Consider the following 14007-nt stretch of genomic DNA (forward strand, 5'->3'; position numbering starts at 1 on the left):
CACCCATCATTGTACTTTTTGGGGTATAAAAAAACCGGACATTAAAGTCCGGTCTTTTTTTGTAGCCTGAGATTACTCAGCAGCTTCGGCGTCAACAGCCTGAGCAGCTTCTGGGCGACCTACCAGCTCGATGTAAGCCATAGGGGCTTTATCACCGGCACGCAGACCGCACTTCAGGATACGGGTGTAACCACCAGGACGTTCCTGGTAGCGTGGACCCAATTCATTAAACAGTTTACCTACGACTTCTTGATCGCGGGTACGAGCAAACGCCAAACGACGATTTGCAACGCTGTCACTTTTAGCAAGTGTTATCAGAGGCTCAACTACGCGACGCAGTTCTTTCGCCTTCACAACAGTAGTCTTGATGATTTCATGACGTACCAGTGAAGATGCCATGTTACGGAACATAGCTTGGCGATGGCTGCTGTTGCGGTTAAGTTGACGACCACTCTTACGATGGCGCATGACCTAATCCTTATTACCTAAATCTGTACAAACCTGGGACTTATAGGTCGTCTGCCAAGCTGGCTGGAGGCCAGTTTTCCAGACGCATACCTAACGACAGTCCGCGAGATGCCAACACGTCCTTGATCTCGGTAAGAGACTTCTTACCCAGGTTAGGAGTCTTGAGCAGCTCAACTTCAGTGCGCTGTACCAGATCACCGATGTAATGAATCGCTTCGGCCTTCAGACAGTTAGCCGAACGTACAGTTAGCTCTAAATCGTCGACAGGACGCAACAGAATCGGATCGAATTCTGGCTTCTCTTCCTTCTGCTCTGGCTCAGAAACATCACGCAGTTCAACAAACGCATCCAGCTGTTCAGCCAAAATGGTCGCAGAACGACGGATAGCTTCCTCCGGGTCGATAGTACCGTTAGTGGTCATATCGATTACCAGCTTGTCCAGATCAGTACGCTGTTCTACACGAGCCGCTTCAACATTGTATGCAATGCGGGCAACTGGTGAGAAAGAAGCATCAACCAGCAGACGACCAATTGGGCGATCATCGTCTTCAGTTTGTGCACGGGCAGAAGCCGGTACATAACCACGACCACGCTCAACGCGGATACGCATGCTGATGTCATGGTTACCTGTCAGATGACAGATAACATGATCAGGATTCATGATGGTAACATCACCATCGTGAGTGATATCTGCTGCGGTGACAGGGCCTGCGCCGGACTTGCTCAGAGAGAGCATAGCCTCGTCTTTACCCTCGATGATCACGGCCAAACCTTTCAGGTTCAACAAGATCTCAAGGATATCTTCTTGTACGCCTTCCTTGCTGCTGTATTCATGCAGCACGCCATCGATCTCGACTTCGGTAACCGCGCAGCCGGGCATAGACGACAAAAGGATGCGACGCAACGCGTTACCCAGAGTGTGACCGAAACCACGCTCAAGCGGCTCCAGAGTCACCTTGGCACGAGTTGGGTTAACCTGCTCGATATCAACGAGACGCGGTTTAAGAAATTCTGTAACAGAACCCTGCATTGTGTCCTCTCTTGTTTGTTAGCCTTACTTAGAGTAAAGCTCGACGATCAGCTGTTCGTTAATTTCCGCAGACAAATCGCTACGCTCTGGAATGCGCTTGAAAGCACCTTCCATCTTAGCGGCATCTACTTCAATCCATGTAGGCTTCTCACGTGAACCAGCCAGTTCCAGAGCAGCTTTAATACGAGCTTGCTTCTGTGACTTTTCACGGATGCTTACTACATCATTCGCAGACACTTTGAATGACGGAATGTTAACAACACGACCGTTTACCATAACAGACTTATGGCTAACCAGCTGACGTGCTTCTGCACGTGTCGCACCAAAGCCCATACGATAAACTACGTTATCCAGACGGGTTTCCAAAAGTTGCAGCAGGTTCTCACCAGTGTTGCCTTTCAGACGTGCAGCTTCTTTATAGTAGTTACGGAATTGCTTTTCCAGCACACCGTAAATACGACGAACTTTTTGCTTCTCGCGCAGCTGTAAACCGTACTCAGACAGACGAGGCTTACGAGCGCCGTGCTGACCAGGTGCAGCTTCAAGCTTACACTTCGAATCAATTGCTCTCACACCGCTCTTCAGGAACAGATCTGTACCTTCACGGCGGCTGAGCTTGAGCTTAGGACCCAAGTATCTTGCCATTATCTTTCTCCAACTATCCTATAGAGCGCGTTACACACGACGCTTTTTAGGTGGGCGACAACCGTTATGAGGGATCGGAGTCACATCGGTAATGTTGGTAATTTTGTAACCAACTGCGTTCAGCGCACGAATGGCTGATTCACGACCTGGACCTGGACCCTTCACAAACACTTCAAGGTTCTTAACGCCGTAGTCCTGAGCAGCAGTACCTGCGCGCTCAGCAGCAACCTGTGCAGCAAACGGGGTAGATTTACGTGAACCACGGAAACCTGAACCACCGGCAGTTGCCCAAGCCAGAGCATTACCTTGACGATCGGTGATAGTCACAATTGTGTTGTTGAAAGACGCATGGATGTGCGCCATGCCATCAGCAACCTGCTTACGTACGCGCTTACGCGGAGAACGTGACGGAACTTTAGCCATTTATACTACCTTCCCGTTACTTCTTGATTGGTTTACGTGGACCTTTGCGGGTACGCGCATTGGTCTTAGTACGTTGCCCACGCAGGGGCAGGCTACGACGATGACGGAGGCCACGGTAACAACCAAGGTCCATCAGACGCTTGATGTTCATGGAAACCTCACGACGCAAGTCACCTTCTACTGTGTATTTGGCAACTTCTTCGCGCAGGGTATCGATTTGAGCTTCGCTCAGTTCCTTGATCTTAGCGTCTTCGGCAATAGCAGTAGCCGCGCAAATAGCTTGAGCGCGAGTACGACCGATACCGTAGATAGCAGTCAATGCAATGACTGTGTGCTTATGATCAGGAATGTTAATGCCAGCGATACGGGCCACTATGCACTCCTTAAGTTAAAGGCCATCTGTGAAAAGCCCGAAAGGATACTCGACAGATGACGGGTTTGCAATCATTTTTTGGCCAGCCCTCAATGAGAGGAGCTGGCCAGATTTTTTTAGCCTTGACGCTGTTTGTGTTTTGGTTCAACACAGATAACGCGTACAACGCCACTACGCTTGATGATCTTGCAGTTACGGCAGATCTTCTTCACGGAAGCACGAACTTTCATTTCACCACTCCGTTAAGCCAGATTAGCGACCAAAGCGATCAAGATTCGCTTTGTTCACCAAGTTGGCTTTTTTCATTACAGACTCATATTGATGAGACATCATATGGGTCTGAACCTGAGCCATGAAGTCCATGATCACTACCACCATAATCAGCAGTGAGGTACCGCCAAAATAGAACTGTACCTTCCAAGTGATAAGCATGAACTCCGGAATTAAACAGATAAAGGTAATGTATAACGCACCGGCCAGAGTCAGTCGGGTCATTACTTTATCAATGTAACGCGAAGTCTGTTCTCCAGGACGGATCCCGGGAATGAATGCACCACTCTTCTTCAGATTGTCTGCTGTTTCACGTGGATTAAACACCAACGCGGTATAGAAGAAACAGAAGAAGATAATTGCAGCAGCGTACAACAATGAGTACAGCGGTTGTCCTGGAGACACAGCCAGCGAGAAATCGCTCAACCATGACATGGACTCATTCTGCCCGAACCACTGAGCCAGGGTTCCAGGGAACAGAATGATGCTGGACGCAAAAATAGGAGGGATAACACCCGCCATGTTGACTTTCAGCGGCAAGTGGGTGGATTGCGCTGCAAACACCTTACGGCCCTGCTGACGCTTGGCATAGTTCACGACGATACGACGTTGACCACGCTCCACAAACACCACGAAATAAGTTACTGCAAATACAATGACTGCAATTAACAGCAGCACCAGTACATTCAAATCGCCTTGACGCGCCTGCTCGGCAGTTTGGCCGATAGCAGAGGGCAAACCAGCAACGATACCTGCAAAAATCAGGATCGAAATACCGTTTCCAATGCCCCGCTCGGTAATCTGTTCACCCAGCCACATCAGGAACATAGTTCCGGTGACCAAGCTCACTACCGCAACGAAATAAAAACCAAAACCTGGGTTGACCACTAGGCCAGGCACCAAGTTTGGTAATCCGGTTGCGATACCGATCGACTGGAACGTACCCAACACCAGCGTACCCCATCGAGTGTACTGACTGATTTTCTTACGTCCTGACTCACCTTCCTTCTTCAGTTCGGCCAGTGCAGGATGCACAACAGTCAGCAATTGCATGATAATCGACGCCGAAATGTACGGCATGATACCCAATGCAAAGATAGAGGCACGCTCAAGGGCACCACCCGAGAACATGTTAAACATGCCCAGGATGGTTCCCTTCTGCTGAGCGAACAGCTCGGCTAATACAGCAGCGTCAATACCAGGAATTGGTACAAACGAACCCGCCCGAAAGACGATGATTGCACCAATCACGAACAAGAGACGGGCCTTCAATTCAGACAGACCGCCCTTCGCGCTTTTTAAATCCAGTCCTGGTTTTGCCATCGACGTATTATTCCTCGATCTTACCGCCGGCAGCTTCGATAGCTGCACGTGCACCTTTGGTTACCTTCAGACCTTTAACGGTCACTGGGCGCTCAATGGTACCTGAAAGAACGATTTTCGCAAACTGGATGTTGCGAGTAATCACGTTCGCATCTTTCAGTGCGTTCAGGTCGATAACATCACCGTTTACTTTAGCCAGCTCACCTACGCGAACTTCCGCGGTTACCATCGCAGTGCGAGAGGTAAAACCGAACTTAGGCAGACGGATCTTCAGTGGCATCTGACCACCCTCGAAGCCAACGCGAACACCGCCGCCGCTACGAGATTTTTGACCCTTGTGACCGCGACCAGCAGTCTTGCCCAAGCCAGAACCAATACCACGGCCTACACGCTTAGGAGCAGATTTAGAACCTGCAGCTGGGGAAAGAGTATTCAATTTCATTGATTAATCCTCCACCTTAACCATGTAGTAGACCTTGTTGATCATACCGCGAATAGCTGGAGTATCTTCCAGTTCAACAGTGTGACCGATGCGACGCAGGCCCAGGCCTGTCAGAGTCGCTTTGTGCTTAGGCAGACGGCCAATAGCACTCTTGGTCTGAGTTACTTTAATAGTCTTAGTTGCCATGGTGCATTACCCCCGAATTTCGTCAACATTCAGGCCACGCTTGGCTGCGATCTGCGCTGGTGACTTCATATGTACCAGAGCGTCAACAGTTGCACGTACGATGTTGATCGGGTTAGTAGAACCGTATGCTTTAGACAGAACGTTATGAACGCCTGCCACTTCCAATACGGCGCGCATCGCACCACCGGCAATAATACCGGTACCTTGAGACGCAGGTTGCATGTATACGCGAGAACCAGAGTGACGACCCTTCACTGGATGGTGCAGAGTGCCTTCGTTCAGTTCTACGTTCACCATGTTGCGGCGAGCCTTTTCCATTGCCTTTTGAATAGCAGCTGGAACTTCGCGCGCTTTACCGTAGCCATAGCCAACCTTACCAGCGCCATCACCAACTACAGTCAGTGCAGTGAAGCTGAAAATACGGCCGCCCTTAACTACTTTAGAAACACGATTTACTGCAATCAGTTTTTCTTGCAGATCGTCTTTTTGCTGAGCTTCTACTTTAGCCATTGTATAAACCCCTTAGAACTGGAGGCCAGCTTCACGAGCAGCATCTGCCAGCGCAGCTACACGACCGTGATACTTGAAACCAGAACGATCGAAGGCAACAACAGTCACGCCTTTTTCGATCGCGCGTTCAGCAACGGCCTTACCCACTGCCTTGGCTGCGTCTACGTTACCGGTATACTTCAGACCTTCTTTTACTGCTTTTTCAGCAGTAGAAGCAGCTGCAATTACTACAGCTTCAGGGCTGATAACCTGAGCGTAAATGTGACGCGGAGTACGATGTACAACCAGACGGTTTGCGCCCAGCTCTTGGATCTTCTTGCGAGCGCGAGTGGCGCGGCGCAAGCGAGATTGTTTCTTATCCATATCGCGTTACCTTACTTCTTCTTAGCCTCTTTACGGCGTACATTTTCGTCTTCGTAACGAACACCCTTACCCTTATAAGGTTCAGGTGGACGGTAACCACGAATTTCTGCAGCAACCTGGCCAACCAACTGCTTATCAACGCCGCTCAGGACGATGTCAGTTTGGCTTGGGCATTCTGCAGTTACGCCAGCAGGCAGAGTGTGAACCAGTGGGTGTGAGAAACCGAGAGTCAGGTCAACACCGTTGCCAACGATCTTGGCACGGTAACCTACACCGATCAGCTTCAGCTTCTTAACGAAACCTTCAGATACACCGATAACCATGTTGTTAATCAGAGCGCGAGCAGTACCGGCCTGAGCCCATGCACCTTCAACGCCTTCAACTGGACCAAACTTGATTTGGTTATCTTCAACAACCACTGCTACAGCACTGTTGATTACTCGAGTCAGAGTACCCTTACCGCCTTTAACGGTAATTTCCTGACCATTCAAAGTCACCTCTACGCCAGCTGGGATAGTGACTGGTGCTTTTGCTACACGAGACATTTCCTAGCTCCTTACGCTACGTAGCAGATAACCTCACCACCCATGCCTGCAAGGCGGGCGGCACGATCAGTCATCAGGCCTTTAGAAGTGGACACGATTGCGACACCCAGACCGCCCATAACCTTTGGCAGCTCGTCTTTACCTTTGTAAATACGCAGACCAGGACGGCTTACACGCTGGATAGTCTCAACAACTGGTTTGCCTTGGAAATACTTCAGAGTGATTTCCAGTTCAGGCTTGGCTTCACCTGCTACAGCGTAGTCAGTGATATAACCTTCGTCTTTCAGCAGCTTAGCGATAGCTACTTTCAGCTTGGCAGAAGGCATCTTCACAGATACTTTGTTAGCAGCTTGGCCGTTACGGATACGGGTCAACATATCCGCAATAGGATCTTGCATGCTCATATTAGCTTACTCCGTGACAAGTGCTTACCAGCTGGCCTTACGCAGACCAGGAACTTCACCACGCATGGTTGCTTCACGCAGTTTGATACGGCTCAGGCCGAACTTACGCAGAACACCATGTGGGCGACCAGTTTGATTACAGCGGTTGCGCTTACGGCTTGCGCTGGAATCACGTGGTAGAGCTTGCAGCTGCATTACTGCATCCCAACGAGCTTCGTCAGAAGACTCTGGGCTGCTGATGATAGCTTTCAGAGCTGCACGCTTTTCAGCGTACTTGGCCACGAGTACTGCACGCTTAGCTTCACGTGCTTTCATTGATTGTTTTGCCATTACGCTACCCTTACTTTTTGAATGGGAAGTTAAAAGCGTCTAACAGAGCACGACCTTCTTCGTCAGTCTTCGCAGAGGTAGTGATAACGATATCCATACCACGAATCTTGTCGATTTTGTCGTAATCAATTTCTGGGAAAATGATTTGCTCACGAACGCCCATAGCGTAGTTACCACGACCGTCGAACGACTTAGCGCTCAGACCGCGGAAGTCACGGATACGTGGGATAGCGATGTCAACCAAACGCTCAAAGAATTCCCACATGCGCTCGCCGCGCAGAGTGACTTTACAACCAATAGGGTAGCCTTCACGGATCTTGAAGCCGGCAACTGACTTACGAGCAACAGTCACTACTGGCTTCTGGCCAGCGATTGCAGTCATATCACGGACAGCATTTTCCATGATTTTCTTGTCTGCAACGGCTTCGCCAACACCCATGTTCAGGGTGATTTTCTCAATCCGAGGGACTTGCATGACACTGGTATAACCGAACTTTTTAGTCAGTTCAGCGATAACAGTCTCTTTGTATTTATCATGCAGTTTCGCCATCGTTTACTCCAATTACTTAACGAGTTCACCGTTCGACTTGAAGAAACGCACTTTCTTGCCATCTTCAAATCGGAAACCAACACGATCAGCCTTGCCAGTGGCAGGGTTTACGATCGCTACATTTGATGCTTGAATCGGGGCTTCTTTCTCAACGATGCCACCAGTCACACCCAGTTGTGGGTTAGGCTTAGTGTGCTTCTTAACCAGATTGATGCCTTCAACAATCACCTTACCAGTAGGCAGAACCTGGGAAACCTTACCGGTTTTGCCCTTGTCTTTACCTGCCAGTACAACTACTTCGTCTTGACGACGGATTTTTGCTGCCATTTTGAAGCTCCTTACAGTACTTCTGGTGCCAGCGATACAATCTTCATGAACTGCTCAGTACGCAATTCACGAGTCACTGGTCCGAAAATACGAGTACCAATCGGTGCAAGGTTTGCATTCAGCAGAACCGCTGCATTCCGATCGAAGCGAATGACAGAACCGTCTGGACGACGTACGCCTTTCTTAGTACGGACTACCACCGCGTTATACACATCACCTTTCTTCGCTTTAGCGCGAGGAATAGCTTCCTTAACAGAAACCTTGATGATGTCGCCGATACCGGCATAACGACGATGAGAGCCACCCAAGACCTTAATACACTGAACTCTGCGAGCGCCACTGTTACATGCGACGTCCAGAGTCGATTGCATTTGGATCATTTTAAGTGCTCCGCTATCGTTACTACACAAATTCCCCAACACGGGGTGATATATAAGCCCATTCTTGCCGAAATTGGTCAAAAATGGCGCGCAAGTATAACACCATACTTTGGGGTTTGGTAGTATTAAAAAACAAACGGCCCCAAAAATTCGGAGCCGTTTACCTAGATGCCTATCTTACGATTAGGCTTTTACCACTACGTCTACCAGGGTCCAAGACTTGGTCTTGGACAGAGGGCGGCATTCACGGATAGTGACTACATCGCCTTCGTTACACTGGTTCAGTTCATCGTGGGCGTGGATCTTGGTAGTACGCTTGATGTACTTACCATAGATAGGGTGTTTCACCTGACGCTCAACAGCAACAGTGATGGACTTGTCCATTTTGTTGCTGGTCACGCGACCCTGCAAAGTACGGATTTTGTCAGACATTATGCACCCGCCTTAGAAGTAATAATGGTCTTAACACGCGCAATGTTACGGCGCACTGTCTTCAGCTGGTGAGTTTGGCTCAGCTGACCAGTGGCGTGTTGCATACGCAGGTTGAACTGCTCACGCAGCAGACCAAGTAATTCAGCGTTCAGTTCTTCAACGCTCTTTTCTCTCAGTTCGCTCGCTTTCATTACATCACCGTCTTAGTTACGAAGGTAGTCTTGATTGGCAGTTTAGCAGCAGCCAGTGCGAAAGCTTCGCGAGCCAGCTCTTCAGAAACGCCGTTCATTTCGTAGAGTACCTTACCAGGCTGAATCTGGCATACCCAGTATTCAACGTTACCTTTACCTTTACCCATACGCACTTCAAGAGGCTTAGAGGTAATTGGCTTGTCCGGAAACACACGGATCCAGATTTTGCCTTGACGTTTAATATGACGTGTCATAGCACGACGCGCAGATTCAATCTGACGTGCAGTCAAACGGCCACGGCCAACTGCTTTCAGACCGAAGGTACCGAAGCTTACTTCAGTGCCTGCAGCCAGACCGCGGTTACGGCCTTTGTGCATCTTACGGAACTTCATACGTTTAGGTTGCAGCATTGCGGGCTCTCCTACTTGTTACGAGGCTTGCGCTTAGGCTGCTGCTTCGGCTCTTCGATCTGAGGCAGCATACCGTCCAGAACTTCACCTTTGAAGATCCAAACTTTAATGCCGATCACACCATATTGGGTGTGGCTCTCAGAAGTCGCATAGTCGATGTCAGCACGCAGGGTATGCAAAGGCACACGGCCTTCACGGTACCACTCGGAACGCGCAATTTCAGCGCCGCCTAAACGGCCACTAACTTCAACTTTGATACCTTGGGCACCGATACGCATAGCGTTCTGTACAGCGCGCTTCATAGCACGACGGAACATAACGCGACGCTCCAGCTGCTGAGCGATAGAATCAGCTACCAGCTTAGCGTCCAGTTCAGGCTTACGGATCTCAGCGATGTTGATTTGAGCAGGAGTGCCAGTGATACGGGCAACTTCCGCACGCAATACTTCAACGTCTTCACCTTTCTTACCAATCACAACGCCTGGACGGGCAGTGTGGATGGTAACGCGGATGCTTTTCGCTGGGCGTTCGATAACGATCTTGGATACTGAAGCGGCTTTCAGTTTCTTTTCCAGAAACTTGCGCACTTCCCAGTCGCTGTTCAGATTATTTGCATAGTCTGAGCCATCTGCGTACCAGGTAGAGATCCAAGGCTTAGTGATACCCAGACGGATACCATTAGGATGTACTTTCTGTCCCATTGCTCTCTCCTAGCGATCTGATACAACCACAGTGATGTGGCTGGTACGCTTGATGATACGATCGGCACGACCTTTCGCACGTGGCATGATGCGCTTCATAACTGGGCCTTCATCTACGAAAACCTTAGCTACTTTCAGCTCATCAATGTCAGCGCCTTCGTTGTGCTCGGCGTTTGCGATAGCAGAGTCAACGACTTTCTTTACCAGTACGGCTGCTTTCTTAGGGCTGAAAGTCAGAATTTCCAGGGCCTTAGAAACAGGCAGGCCGCGGATCTGGTCAGCTACCAAGCGTGCCTTCTGCGGAGACGTACGGGCAAAACGATGTTTAGCTAGAACTTCCATCTTATTCCTCCCGTATTAACGCTTCTTCGCTTTCTTATCAGCAGCATGGCCGCGATAAGTGCGAGTTGGTGAGAATTCACCAAGTTTGTGGCCGATCATTTCGTCAGTAACGAACACAGGTACGTGCTGACGACCATTATGGACAGCGATAGTCAACCCAATCATTTGTGGGATGATCATTGAGCGGCGAGACCAAGTCTTGATAGGCTTTTTGTCACCCGCTTCTACCGCTTTCTCTACCTTCTTCAGCAAGTGCAGGTCAATGAATGGACCTTTCTTGAGAGAACGTGGCATGGCGAATCCTCTTATTACTTATTACGACGACGTACAATGTACTTGTCAGTGCGCTTGTTGCTGCGAGTCTTGTAACCCTTGGTTGGAACGCCCCATGGAGTCACTGGGTGACGACCACCGGAAGTACGACCTTCACCACCACCATGTGGGTGATCTACAGGGTTCATTGCAACACCGCGAACGGTTGGGCGAACGCCTCTCCAACGCTTGGCACCGGCTTTACCCAGTTGACGCAGCATGTGCTCAGCGTTACCGACTTCACCCAGGGTGGCGCGGCAATCAACTGGAACTTTACGCATTTCGCCAGAACGCAGACGCAGGGTTGCGTAAGCGTTGTCACGCGCAACTACCTGTACGTATGCACCGGCAGAACGAGCGATCTGAGCACCTTTACCTGGCTTCATCTCAACAGCGTGAACTACAGAACCCACTGGGATGTTGCGCAGAGGCAGAGCGTTACCTACTTTGATATCAGCATCGGTACCAGACTTGATCACGTCACCAGCCTTCATGCCTTTGGCAGCCAGGATGTAACGACGTTCACCGTCAGCGTACAGTACCAGAGCGATGTGAGCGGTACGGTTTGGATCATATTCCAAACGCTCAATCTTACCTGGGATACCGTCTTTGTTACGCTTGAAGTCGATCAAACGGTAGTGTTGCTTGTGACCACCACCGATATGACGGGTAGTGATACGACCGGTGTTGTTACGACCACCGGACTTAGATTTCTTCGCCAGCAGGCCAGCAAAAGGTTTACCCTTGTGCAGGTCAGCATTCACCACTTTAACTACGTGGCGACGACCTGGAGAAGTTGGCTTACACTTAACAATTGCCATGAGTAATCTCCTTATGCTTCAGCGCCAACGAAGTCGATGTCAGCACCGGCAGCCAGGGTCACATAGGCCTTTTTCCAGTCGCTACGACGACCGAAACGGGCACCGTGACGCTTGGTCTTACCTTTGTTAACCAGAGTGCGAACACCAGCTACTTCAACTTCGAACAGTTTTTCTACAGCAGCTTTGATTTCAGCCTTGTTGGCATCCATCGCTACGCGGAAAACTACAGTGTTGGTCTTTTCTGCAACCACGGTGCTCTTTTCAGAGATGTGTGGAGCCAGAATAACTTTTAGCAAACGTTCTTCGCGGATCATGCCAGCATCTCCTCGATTTGCTTAACCGCATCAGCAGTTACCAGCACTTTGTCGAACGCGATCAGGCTTACTGGATCGATACCAGCAACGTCACGTACGTCAACCTTATACAGGTTACGCGCTGCCAAGAACAGGTTCTCGTCTACTTCAGCAGTAACGATCAACACGTCTTCCAGATCCATTTCTTTCAGCTTGGCTTTCAGCTCTTTAGTTTTAGGAGCTTCAACACCGAACTTCTCGACAACGATCAGACGGTCTTGACGTACCAGTTCAGACAGAATGCTCATCAGAGCACCGCGGTACATCTTTTTGTTTACTTTTTGGCTGTGATCTTGTGGCTTAGCAGCGAAAGAAACACCGCCTCCACGCCATACTGGGCCCTTGATACCACCCGCACGAGCGCGGCCAGTACCTTTTTGGCGCCATGGCTTCTTACCAGAGCCAACAACTTCTGCACGAGTCTTCTGAGCACGAGTGCCCTGACGTGCGTTTGCAGCGTAAGCTACAACTACCTGGTGAACCAGTGCTTCATTAAAGTCACGGCCGAAGGTAGTTTCGGAAACTTCAAGAGCGCTGTTAGCGTCTTTCAATACCAATTCCATTACTATCTCCTCAGACCTTAAGCTTTAACGGCAGGCTTGATAATCAGGTTACCGTTGGTAGCGCCTGGAACGGCACCTTTAACCAGCAGCAGGTTACGCTCTGCATCTACACGTACTACGTCCAGATTCTGAGTGGTAACTTGCTCAGCACCCATGTGGCCTGACATTTTCTTACCTTTGAATACACGACCTGGCGTCTGGTTCTGACCGATAGAACCGTTAGCACGGTGTGCCAGAGAGTTACCGTGAGTCATGTCCTGAGTACGGAAGTTCCAGCGCTTAACGCCACCCTGGAAACCTTTACCCTTAGACTGACCAGTAACATCTACTTTCGCCACGTCAGCGAAGATATCAACTTTCAGCTCAGCACCAACTTCAATGCCTTCGCCTTCACCGTCGGCCAGACGCATTTCCCACAGACCACGACCGGCTTCAACGCCCGCCTTGGCAAAGTGGCCAGCTTCTGGCTTAGTGATGCGATTGGCTTTTTTGGTGCCGGTAGTAACTTGAAGTGCGCGGTAACCGTCGTTTTCCAGGGTCTTAACCTGAGTCACGCGGTTCGCTTCCACTTCAATTACTGTAACAGGGATAGACGCGCCATCTTCAGTGAAGATGCGGGTCATACCCACTTTACGACCAATAAGACCGATAGCCATCTCTCAAACCTCTCTAAAGGATCTCAATTAACCCAAGCTAATCTGGACATCTACACCAGCCGCAAGATCCAGACGCATCAGGGCGTCAACGGTCTTTTCGGTAGGCTCAACGATGTCAACCAGACGCTTGTGAGTACGCAGTTCGTATTGGTCACGAGCATCTTTATTAACGTGCGGAGAGATCAAAACGGTGAAACGCTCTTTGCGAGTAGGCAGTGGGATAGGACCACGTACCTGGGCGCCAGTACGTTTAGCAGTTTCAACGATTTCCGCGGTTGACTGATCAATCAAACGATGATCAAATCCTTTCAAGCGGATACGGATTCTTTGGTTCTGCATTGACCAGAGCTCCTAAAATGGACACATAAAAAATCACCCTCTAGCCATTTCCATTACTGGAAAGACAGAGCGAGATGATTTAACCATTCGACTCCCAATCGGAGTCGCTGTAATTAAGTCGGCGGCTCAGATTTGCCGTCCAACTGTCGCTAACTTAAAGTAGCGAGGGGCACATTATACATAGCTGACGCTAATGATCAACCCCGCTGTGTGAATAGTCGCCAATATTGGCCATTCACCGTCAAAAGTGCGCGAATTATACGGATTTTTTCCAAATGCGCCAACTTTTTCTTAAACCGCCCTACCCTGCAAGCAGGC

General features: G+C 49.7%; 28 protein-coding genes. All 28 read right to left on the reverse strand.

Annotation, left to right across the window (positions count from 1 at the left end; translation table 11 throughout):
• Window positions 1-72 precede the first annotated feature (72 nt).
• Window positions 73-468, reverse strand: a complete 396-nt coding sequence (gene rplQ / locus ACRRUX_RS20160; protein ID WP_432533988.1) for a 50S ribosomal protein L17 — start codon at window positions 466-468, stop codon at window positions 73-75.
• Window positions 469-508: 40 nt separating this feature from the next.
• On the reverse strand, window positions 509-1498 hold the full coding sequence (locus ACRRUX_RS20165) for a DNA-directed RNA polymerase subunit alpha (protein WP_432533990.1): 990 nt from the start codon (window positions 1496-1498) through the stop codon (window positions 509-511).
• A 24-nt stretch (window positions 1499-1522) separates the two neighbouring features.
• Entirely contained in the window at window positions 1523-2143 is a 621-nt protein-coding gene (gene rpsD, locus ACRRUX_RS20170) for a 30S ribosomal protein S4 (RefSeq protein ID WP_432533992.1), read from the reverse strand.
• Between the two features lie 30 nt (window positions 2144-2173).
• On the reverse strand, window positions 2174-2566 hold the full coding sequence (rpsK, locus tag ACRRUX_RS20175) for a 30S ribosomal protein S11 (RefSeq protein ID WP_432533994.1): 393 nt from the start codon (window positions 2564-2566) through the stop codon (window positions 2174-2176).
• Window positions 2567-2582: 16 nt separating this feature from the next.
• A complete protein-coding gene (gene rpsM / locus ACRRUX_RS20180) occupies window positions 2583-2939 on the reverse strand; it encodes a 30S ribosomal protein S13 (RefSeq protein WP_432533996.1) in 357 nt (118 codons plus the stop codon).
• A gap of 116 nt (window positions 2940-3055) precedes the next feature.
• Complete coding sequence (gene rpmJ / locus ACRRUX_RS20185; protein ID WP_011758355.1) at window positions 3056-3169, reverse strand: 50S ribosomal protein L36; 114 nt, start codon at window positions 3167-3169, stop codon at window positions 3056-3058.
• A 22-nt stretch (window positions 3170-3191) separates the two neighbouring features.
• A complete protein-coding gene (gene secY, locus ACRRUX_RS20190; RefSeq protein WP_432533999.1) occupies window positions 3192-4532 on the reverse strand; it encodes a preprotein translocase subunit SecY in 1341 nt (446 codons plus the stop codon).
• Between the two features lie 7 nt (window positions 4533-4539).
• Window positions 4540-4974: a 50S ribosomal protein L15 gene (gene rplO, locus ACRRUX_RS20195; RefSeq protein WP_115134524.1), complete on the reverse strand. Its 435-nt coding sequence runs from the start codon at window positions 4972-4974 to the stop codon at window positions 4540-4542.
• A 3-nt stretch (window positions 4975-4977) separates the two neighbouring features.
• Entirely contained in the window at window positions 4978-5160 is a 183-nt protein-coding gene (rpmD, locus tag ACRRUX_RS20200) for a 50S ribosomal protein L30 (protein ID WP_101057429.1), read from the reverse strand.
• Between the two features lie 6 nt (window positions 5161-5166).
• On the reverse strand, window positions 5167-5670 hold the full coding sequence (gene rpsE / locus ACRRUX_RS20205) for a 30S ribosomal protein S5 (protein WP_432534001.1): 504 nt from the start codon (window positions 5668-5670) through the stop codon (window positions 5167-5169).
• Window positions 5671-5682: 12 nt separating this feature from the next.
• Window positions 5683-6033: a 50S ribosomal protein L18 gene (rplR, locus tag ACRRUX_RS20210; RefSeq protein WP_432534003.1), complete on the reverse strand. Its 351-nt coding sequence runs from the start codon at window positions 6031-6033 to the stop codon at window positions 5683-5685.
• A gap of 11 nt (window positions 6034-6044) precedes the next feature.
• On the reverse strand, window positions 6045-6578 hold the full coding sequence (gene rplF / locus ACRRUX_RS20215; RefSeq protein ID WP_432534005.1) for a 50S ribosomal protein L6: 534 nt from the start codon (window positions 6576-6578) through the stop codon (window positions 6045-6047).
• 11 nt (window positions 6579-6589) lie between these two features.
• Window positions 6590-6982 (reverse strand): 30S ribosomal protein S8, encoded by a 393-nt coding sequence (gene rpsH / locus ACRRUX_RS20220; RefSeq protein ID WP_432534009.1) that lies wholly within the window; start codon window positions 6980-6982, stop codon window positions 6590-6592.
• A 24-nt stretch (window positions 6983-7006) separates the two neighbouring features.
• A complete protein-coding gene (rpsN, locus tag ACRRUX_RS20225) occupies window positions 7007-7312 on the reverse strand; it encodes a 30S ribosomal protein S14 (RefSeq protein WP_432534011.1) in 306 nt (101 codons plus the stop codon).
• 10 nt (window positions 7313-7322) lie between these two features.
• Window positions 7323-7862, reverse strand: a complete 540-nt coding sequence (rplE, locus tag ACRRUX_RS20230; protein ID WP_432534013.1) for a 50S ribosomal protein L5 — start codon at window positions 7860-7862, stop codon at window positions 7323-7325.
• A 12-nt stretch (window positions 7863-7874) separates the two neighbouring features.
• Complete coding sequence (rplX, locus tag ACRRUX_RS20235) at window positions 7875-8189, reverse strand: 50S ribosomal protein L24 (RefSeq protein WP_432534015.1); 315 nt, start codon at window positions 8187-8189, stop codon at window positions 7875-7877.
• Between the two features lie 11 nt (window positions 8190-8200).
• Window positions 8201-8569, reverse strand: a complete 369-nt coding sequence (gene rplN / locus ACRRUX_RS20240; protein ID WP_011494644.1) for a 50S ribosomal protein L14 — start codon at window positions 8567-8569, stop codon at window positions 8201-8203.
• Window positions 8570-8752: 183 nt separating this feature from the next.
• Window positions 8753-9001 (reverse strand): 30S ribosomal protein S17, encoded by a 249-nt coding sequence (gene rpsQ / locus ACRRUX_RS20245; RefSeq protein ID WP_432534017.1) that lies wholly within the window; start codon window positions 8999-9001, stop codon window positions 8753-8755.
• On the reverse strand, window positions 9001-9192 hold the full coding sequence (rpmC, locus tag ACRRUX_RS20250) for a 50S ribosomal protein L29 (protein WP_115134503.1): 192 nt from the start codon (window positions 9190-9192) through the stop codon (window positions 9001-9003). The genes rpsQ and rpmC overlap by 1 nt, the downstream gene beginning before the upstream one ends.
• Window positions 9192-9602: a 50S ribosomal protein L16 gene (gene rplP, locus ACRRUX_RS20255; RefSeq protein ID WP_432534019.1), complete on the reverse strand. Its 411-nt coding sequence runs from the start codon at window positions 9600-9602 to the stop codon at window positions 9192-9194. Before rplP ends, rpmC begins: the two co-directional genes overlap by 1 nt.
• An 11-nt stretch (window positions 9603-9613) precedes the next feature.
• Window positions 9614-10303 carry a 30S ribosomal protein S3 gene (gene rpsC, locus ACRRUX_RS20260; RefSeq protein ID WP_432534021.1) on the reverse strand — a complete coding sequence of 230 codons (690 nt, stop codon included), beginning with the start codon at window positions 10301-10303 and terminating at the stop codon, window positions 9614-9616.
• A 9-nt stretch (window positions 10304-10312) separates the two neighbouring features.
• Window positions 10313-10645, reverse strand: a complete 333-nt coding sequence (gene rplV, locus ACRRUX_RS20265; RefSeq protein ID WP_261923253.1) for a 50S ribosomal protein L22 — start codon at window positions 10643-10645, stop codon at window positions 10313-10315.
• 15 nt (window positions 10646-10660) lie between these two features.
• Entirely contained in the window at window positions 10661-10939 is a 279-nt protein-coding gene (gene rpsS / locus ACRRUX_RS20270; protein WP_011758338.1) for a 30S ribosomal protein S19, read from the reverse strand.
• A gap of 14 nt (window positions 10940-10953) precedes the next feature.
• On the reverse strand, window positions 10954-11778 hold the full coding sequence (gene rplB, locus ACRRUX_RS20275; protein ID WP_432534024.1) for a 50S ribosomal protein L2: 825 nt from the start codon (window positions 11776-11778) through the stop codon (window positions 10954-10956).
• 11 nt (window positions 11779-11789) lie between these two features.
• A complete protein-coding gene (gene rplW / locus ACRRUX_RS20280; RefSeq protein ID WP_432534026.1) occupies window positions 11790-12092 on the reverse strand; it encodes a 50S ribosomal protein L23 in 303 nt (100 codons plus the stop codon).
• Window positions 12089-12694: a 50S ribosomal protein L4 gene (rplD, locus tag ACRRUX_RS20285; RefSeq protein WP_432534028.1), complete on the reverse strand. Its 606-nt coding sequence runs from the start codon at window positions 12692-12694 to the stop codon at window positions 12089-12091. The genes rplW and rplD overlap by 4 nt, the downstream gene beginning before the upstream one ends.
• A 17-nt stretch (window positions 12695-12711) precedes the next feature.
• Complete coding sequence (gene rplC / locus ACRRUX_RS20290; RefSeq protein ID WP_432534030.1) at window positions 12712-13350, reverse strand: 50S ribosomal protein L3; 639 nt, start codon at window positions 13348-13350, stop codon at window positions 12712-12714.
• A 27-nt stretch (window positions 13351-13377) separates the two neighbouring features.
• The gene (gene rpsJ / locus ACRRUX_RS20295; protein ID WP_011758333.1) at window positions 13378-13689 is read right to left on the reverse strand and encodes a 30S ribosomal protein S10; all 312 of its coding nucleotides are present in this window, start codon (window positions 13687-13689) and stop codon (window positions 13378-13380) included.
• Window positions 13690-14007 lie beyond the last annotated feature (318 nt).

This window comes from Shewanella sp. GXUN23E (assembly GCF_050865035.1).
Classification (GTDB): Bacteria; Pseudomonadota; Gammaproteobacteria; order Enterobacterales; family Shewanellaceae; genus Shewanella.

Bases quoted from the DNA above. Each gene is read 5' to 3' on its own strand.
- rplE (WP_432534013.1), bottom strand. From the start codon at position 7,862: ATGGCGAAACTGCATGATAAATACAAAGAGACTGTTATCGCTGAACTG.
- rplF (WP_432534005.1), bottom strand. From the start codon at position 6,578: ATGTCTCGTGTAGCAAAAGCACCAGTCACTATCCCAGCTGGCGTAGAG.
- rpmJ (WP_011758355.1), bottom strand. From the start codon at position 3,169: ATGAAAGTTCGTGCTTCCGTGAAGAAGATCTGCCGTAACTGCAAGATC.
- rpsH (WP_432534009.1), bottom strand. From the start codon at position 6,982: ATGAGCATGCAAGATCCTATTGCGGATATGTTGACCCGTATCCGTAAC.
- rpmC (WP_115134503.1), bottom strand. From the start codon at position 9,192: ATGAAAGCGAGCGAACTGAGAGAAAAGAGCGTTGAAGAACTGAACGCT.
- rpmD (WP_101057429.1), bottom strand. From the start codon at position 5,160: ATGGCAACTAAGACTATTAAAGTAACTCAGACCAAGAGTGCTATTGGC.
- rplQ (WP_432533988.1), bottom strand. From the start codon at position 468: ATGCGCCATCGTAAGAGTGGTCGTCAACTTAACCGCAACAGCAGCCAT.
- rpsS (WP_011758338.1), bottom strand. From the start codon at position 10,939: ATGCCACGTTCTCTCAAGAAAGGTCCATTCATTGACCTGCACTTGCTG.
- rpsE (WP_432534001.1), bottom strand. From the start codon at position 5,670: ATGGCTAAAGTAGAAGCTCAGCAAAAAGACGATCTGCAAGAAAAACTG.
- rplX (WP_432534015.1), bottom strand. From the start codon at position 8,189: ATGGCAGCAAAAATCCGTCGTCAAGACGAAGTAGTTGTACTGGCAGGT.
- rplP (WP_432534019.1), bottom strand. From the start codon at position 9,602: ATGCTGCAACCTAAACGTATGAAGTTCCGTAAGATGCACAAAGGCCGT.
- rpsC (WP_432534021.1), bottom strand. From the start codon at position 10,303: ATGGGACAGAAAGTACATCCTAATGGTATCCGTCTGGGTATCACTAAG.
- rplC (WP_432534030.1), bottom strand. From the start codon at position 13,350: ATGGCTATCGGTCTTATTGGTCGTAAAGTGGGTATGACCCGCATCTTC.
- secY (WP_432533999.1), bottom strand. From the start codon at position 4,532: ATGGCAAAACCAGGACTGGATTTAAAAAGCGCGAAGGGCGGTCTGTCT.
- rplR (WP_432534003.1), bottom strand. From the start codon at position 6,033: ATGGATAAGAAACAATCTCGCTTGCGCCGCGCCACTCGCGCTCGCAAG.
- rplB (WP_432534024.1), bottom strand. From the start codon at position 11,778: ATGGCAATTGTTAAGTGTAAGCCAACTTCTCCAGGTCGTCGCCACGTA.
- rpsQ (WP_432534017.1), bottom strand. From the start codon at position 9,001: ATGTCTGACAAAATCCGTACTTTGCAGGGTCGCGTGACCAGCAACAAA.
- rpsK (WP_432533994.1), bottom strand. From the start codon at position 2,566: ATGGCTAAAGTTCCGTCACGTTCTCCGCGTAAGCGCGTACGTAAGCAG.
- rpsD (WP_432533992.1), bottom strand. From the start codon at position 2,143: ATGGCAAGATACTTGGGTCCTAAGCTCAAGCTCAGCCGCCGTGAAGGT.
- rplW (WP_432534026.1), bottom strand. From the start codon at position 12,092: ATGATCCGCGAAGAACGTTTGCTAAAAGTTATTCTGGCTCCACACATC.
- rplO (WP_115134524.1), bottom strand. From the start codon at position 4,974: ATGAAATTGAATACTCTTTCCCCAGCTGCAGGTTCTAAATCTGCTCCT.
- rpsJ (WP_011758333.1), bottom strand. From the start codon at position 13,689: ATGCAGAACCAAAGAATCCGTATCCGCTTGAAAGGATTTGATCATCGT.
- rplV (WP_261923253.1), bottom strand. From the start codon at position 10,645: ATGGAAGTTCTAGCTAAACATCGTTTTGCCCGTACGTCTCCGCAGAAG.
- rpsN (WP_432534011.1), bottom strand. From the start codon at position 7,312: ATGGCAAAACAATCAATGAAAGCACGTGAAGCTAAGCGTGCAGTACTC.
- rplN (WP_011494644.1), bottom strand. From the start codon at position 8,569: ATGATCCAAATGCAATCGACTCTGGACGTCGCATGTAACAGTGGCGCT.
- ACRRUX_RS20165 (WP_432533990.1), bottom strand. From the start codon at position 1,498: ATGCAGGGTTCTGTTACAGAATTTCTTAAACCGCGTCTCGTTGATATC.
- rplD (WP_432534028.1), bottom strand. From the start codon at position 12,694: ATGGAATTGGTATTGAAAGACGCTAACAGCGCTCTTGAAGTTTCCGAA.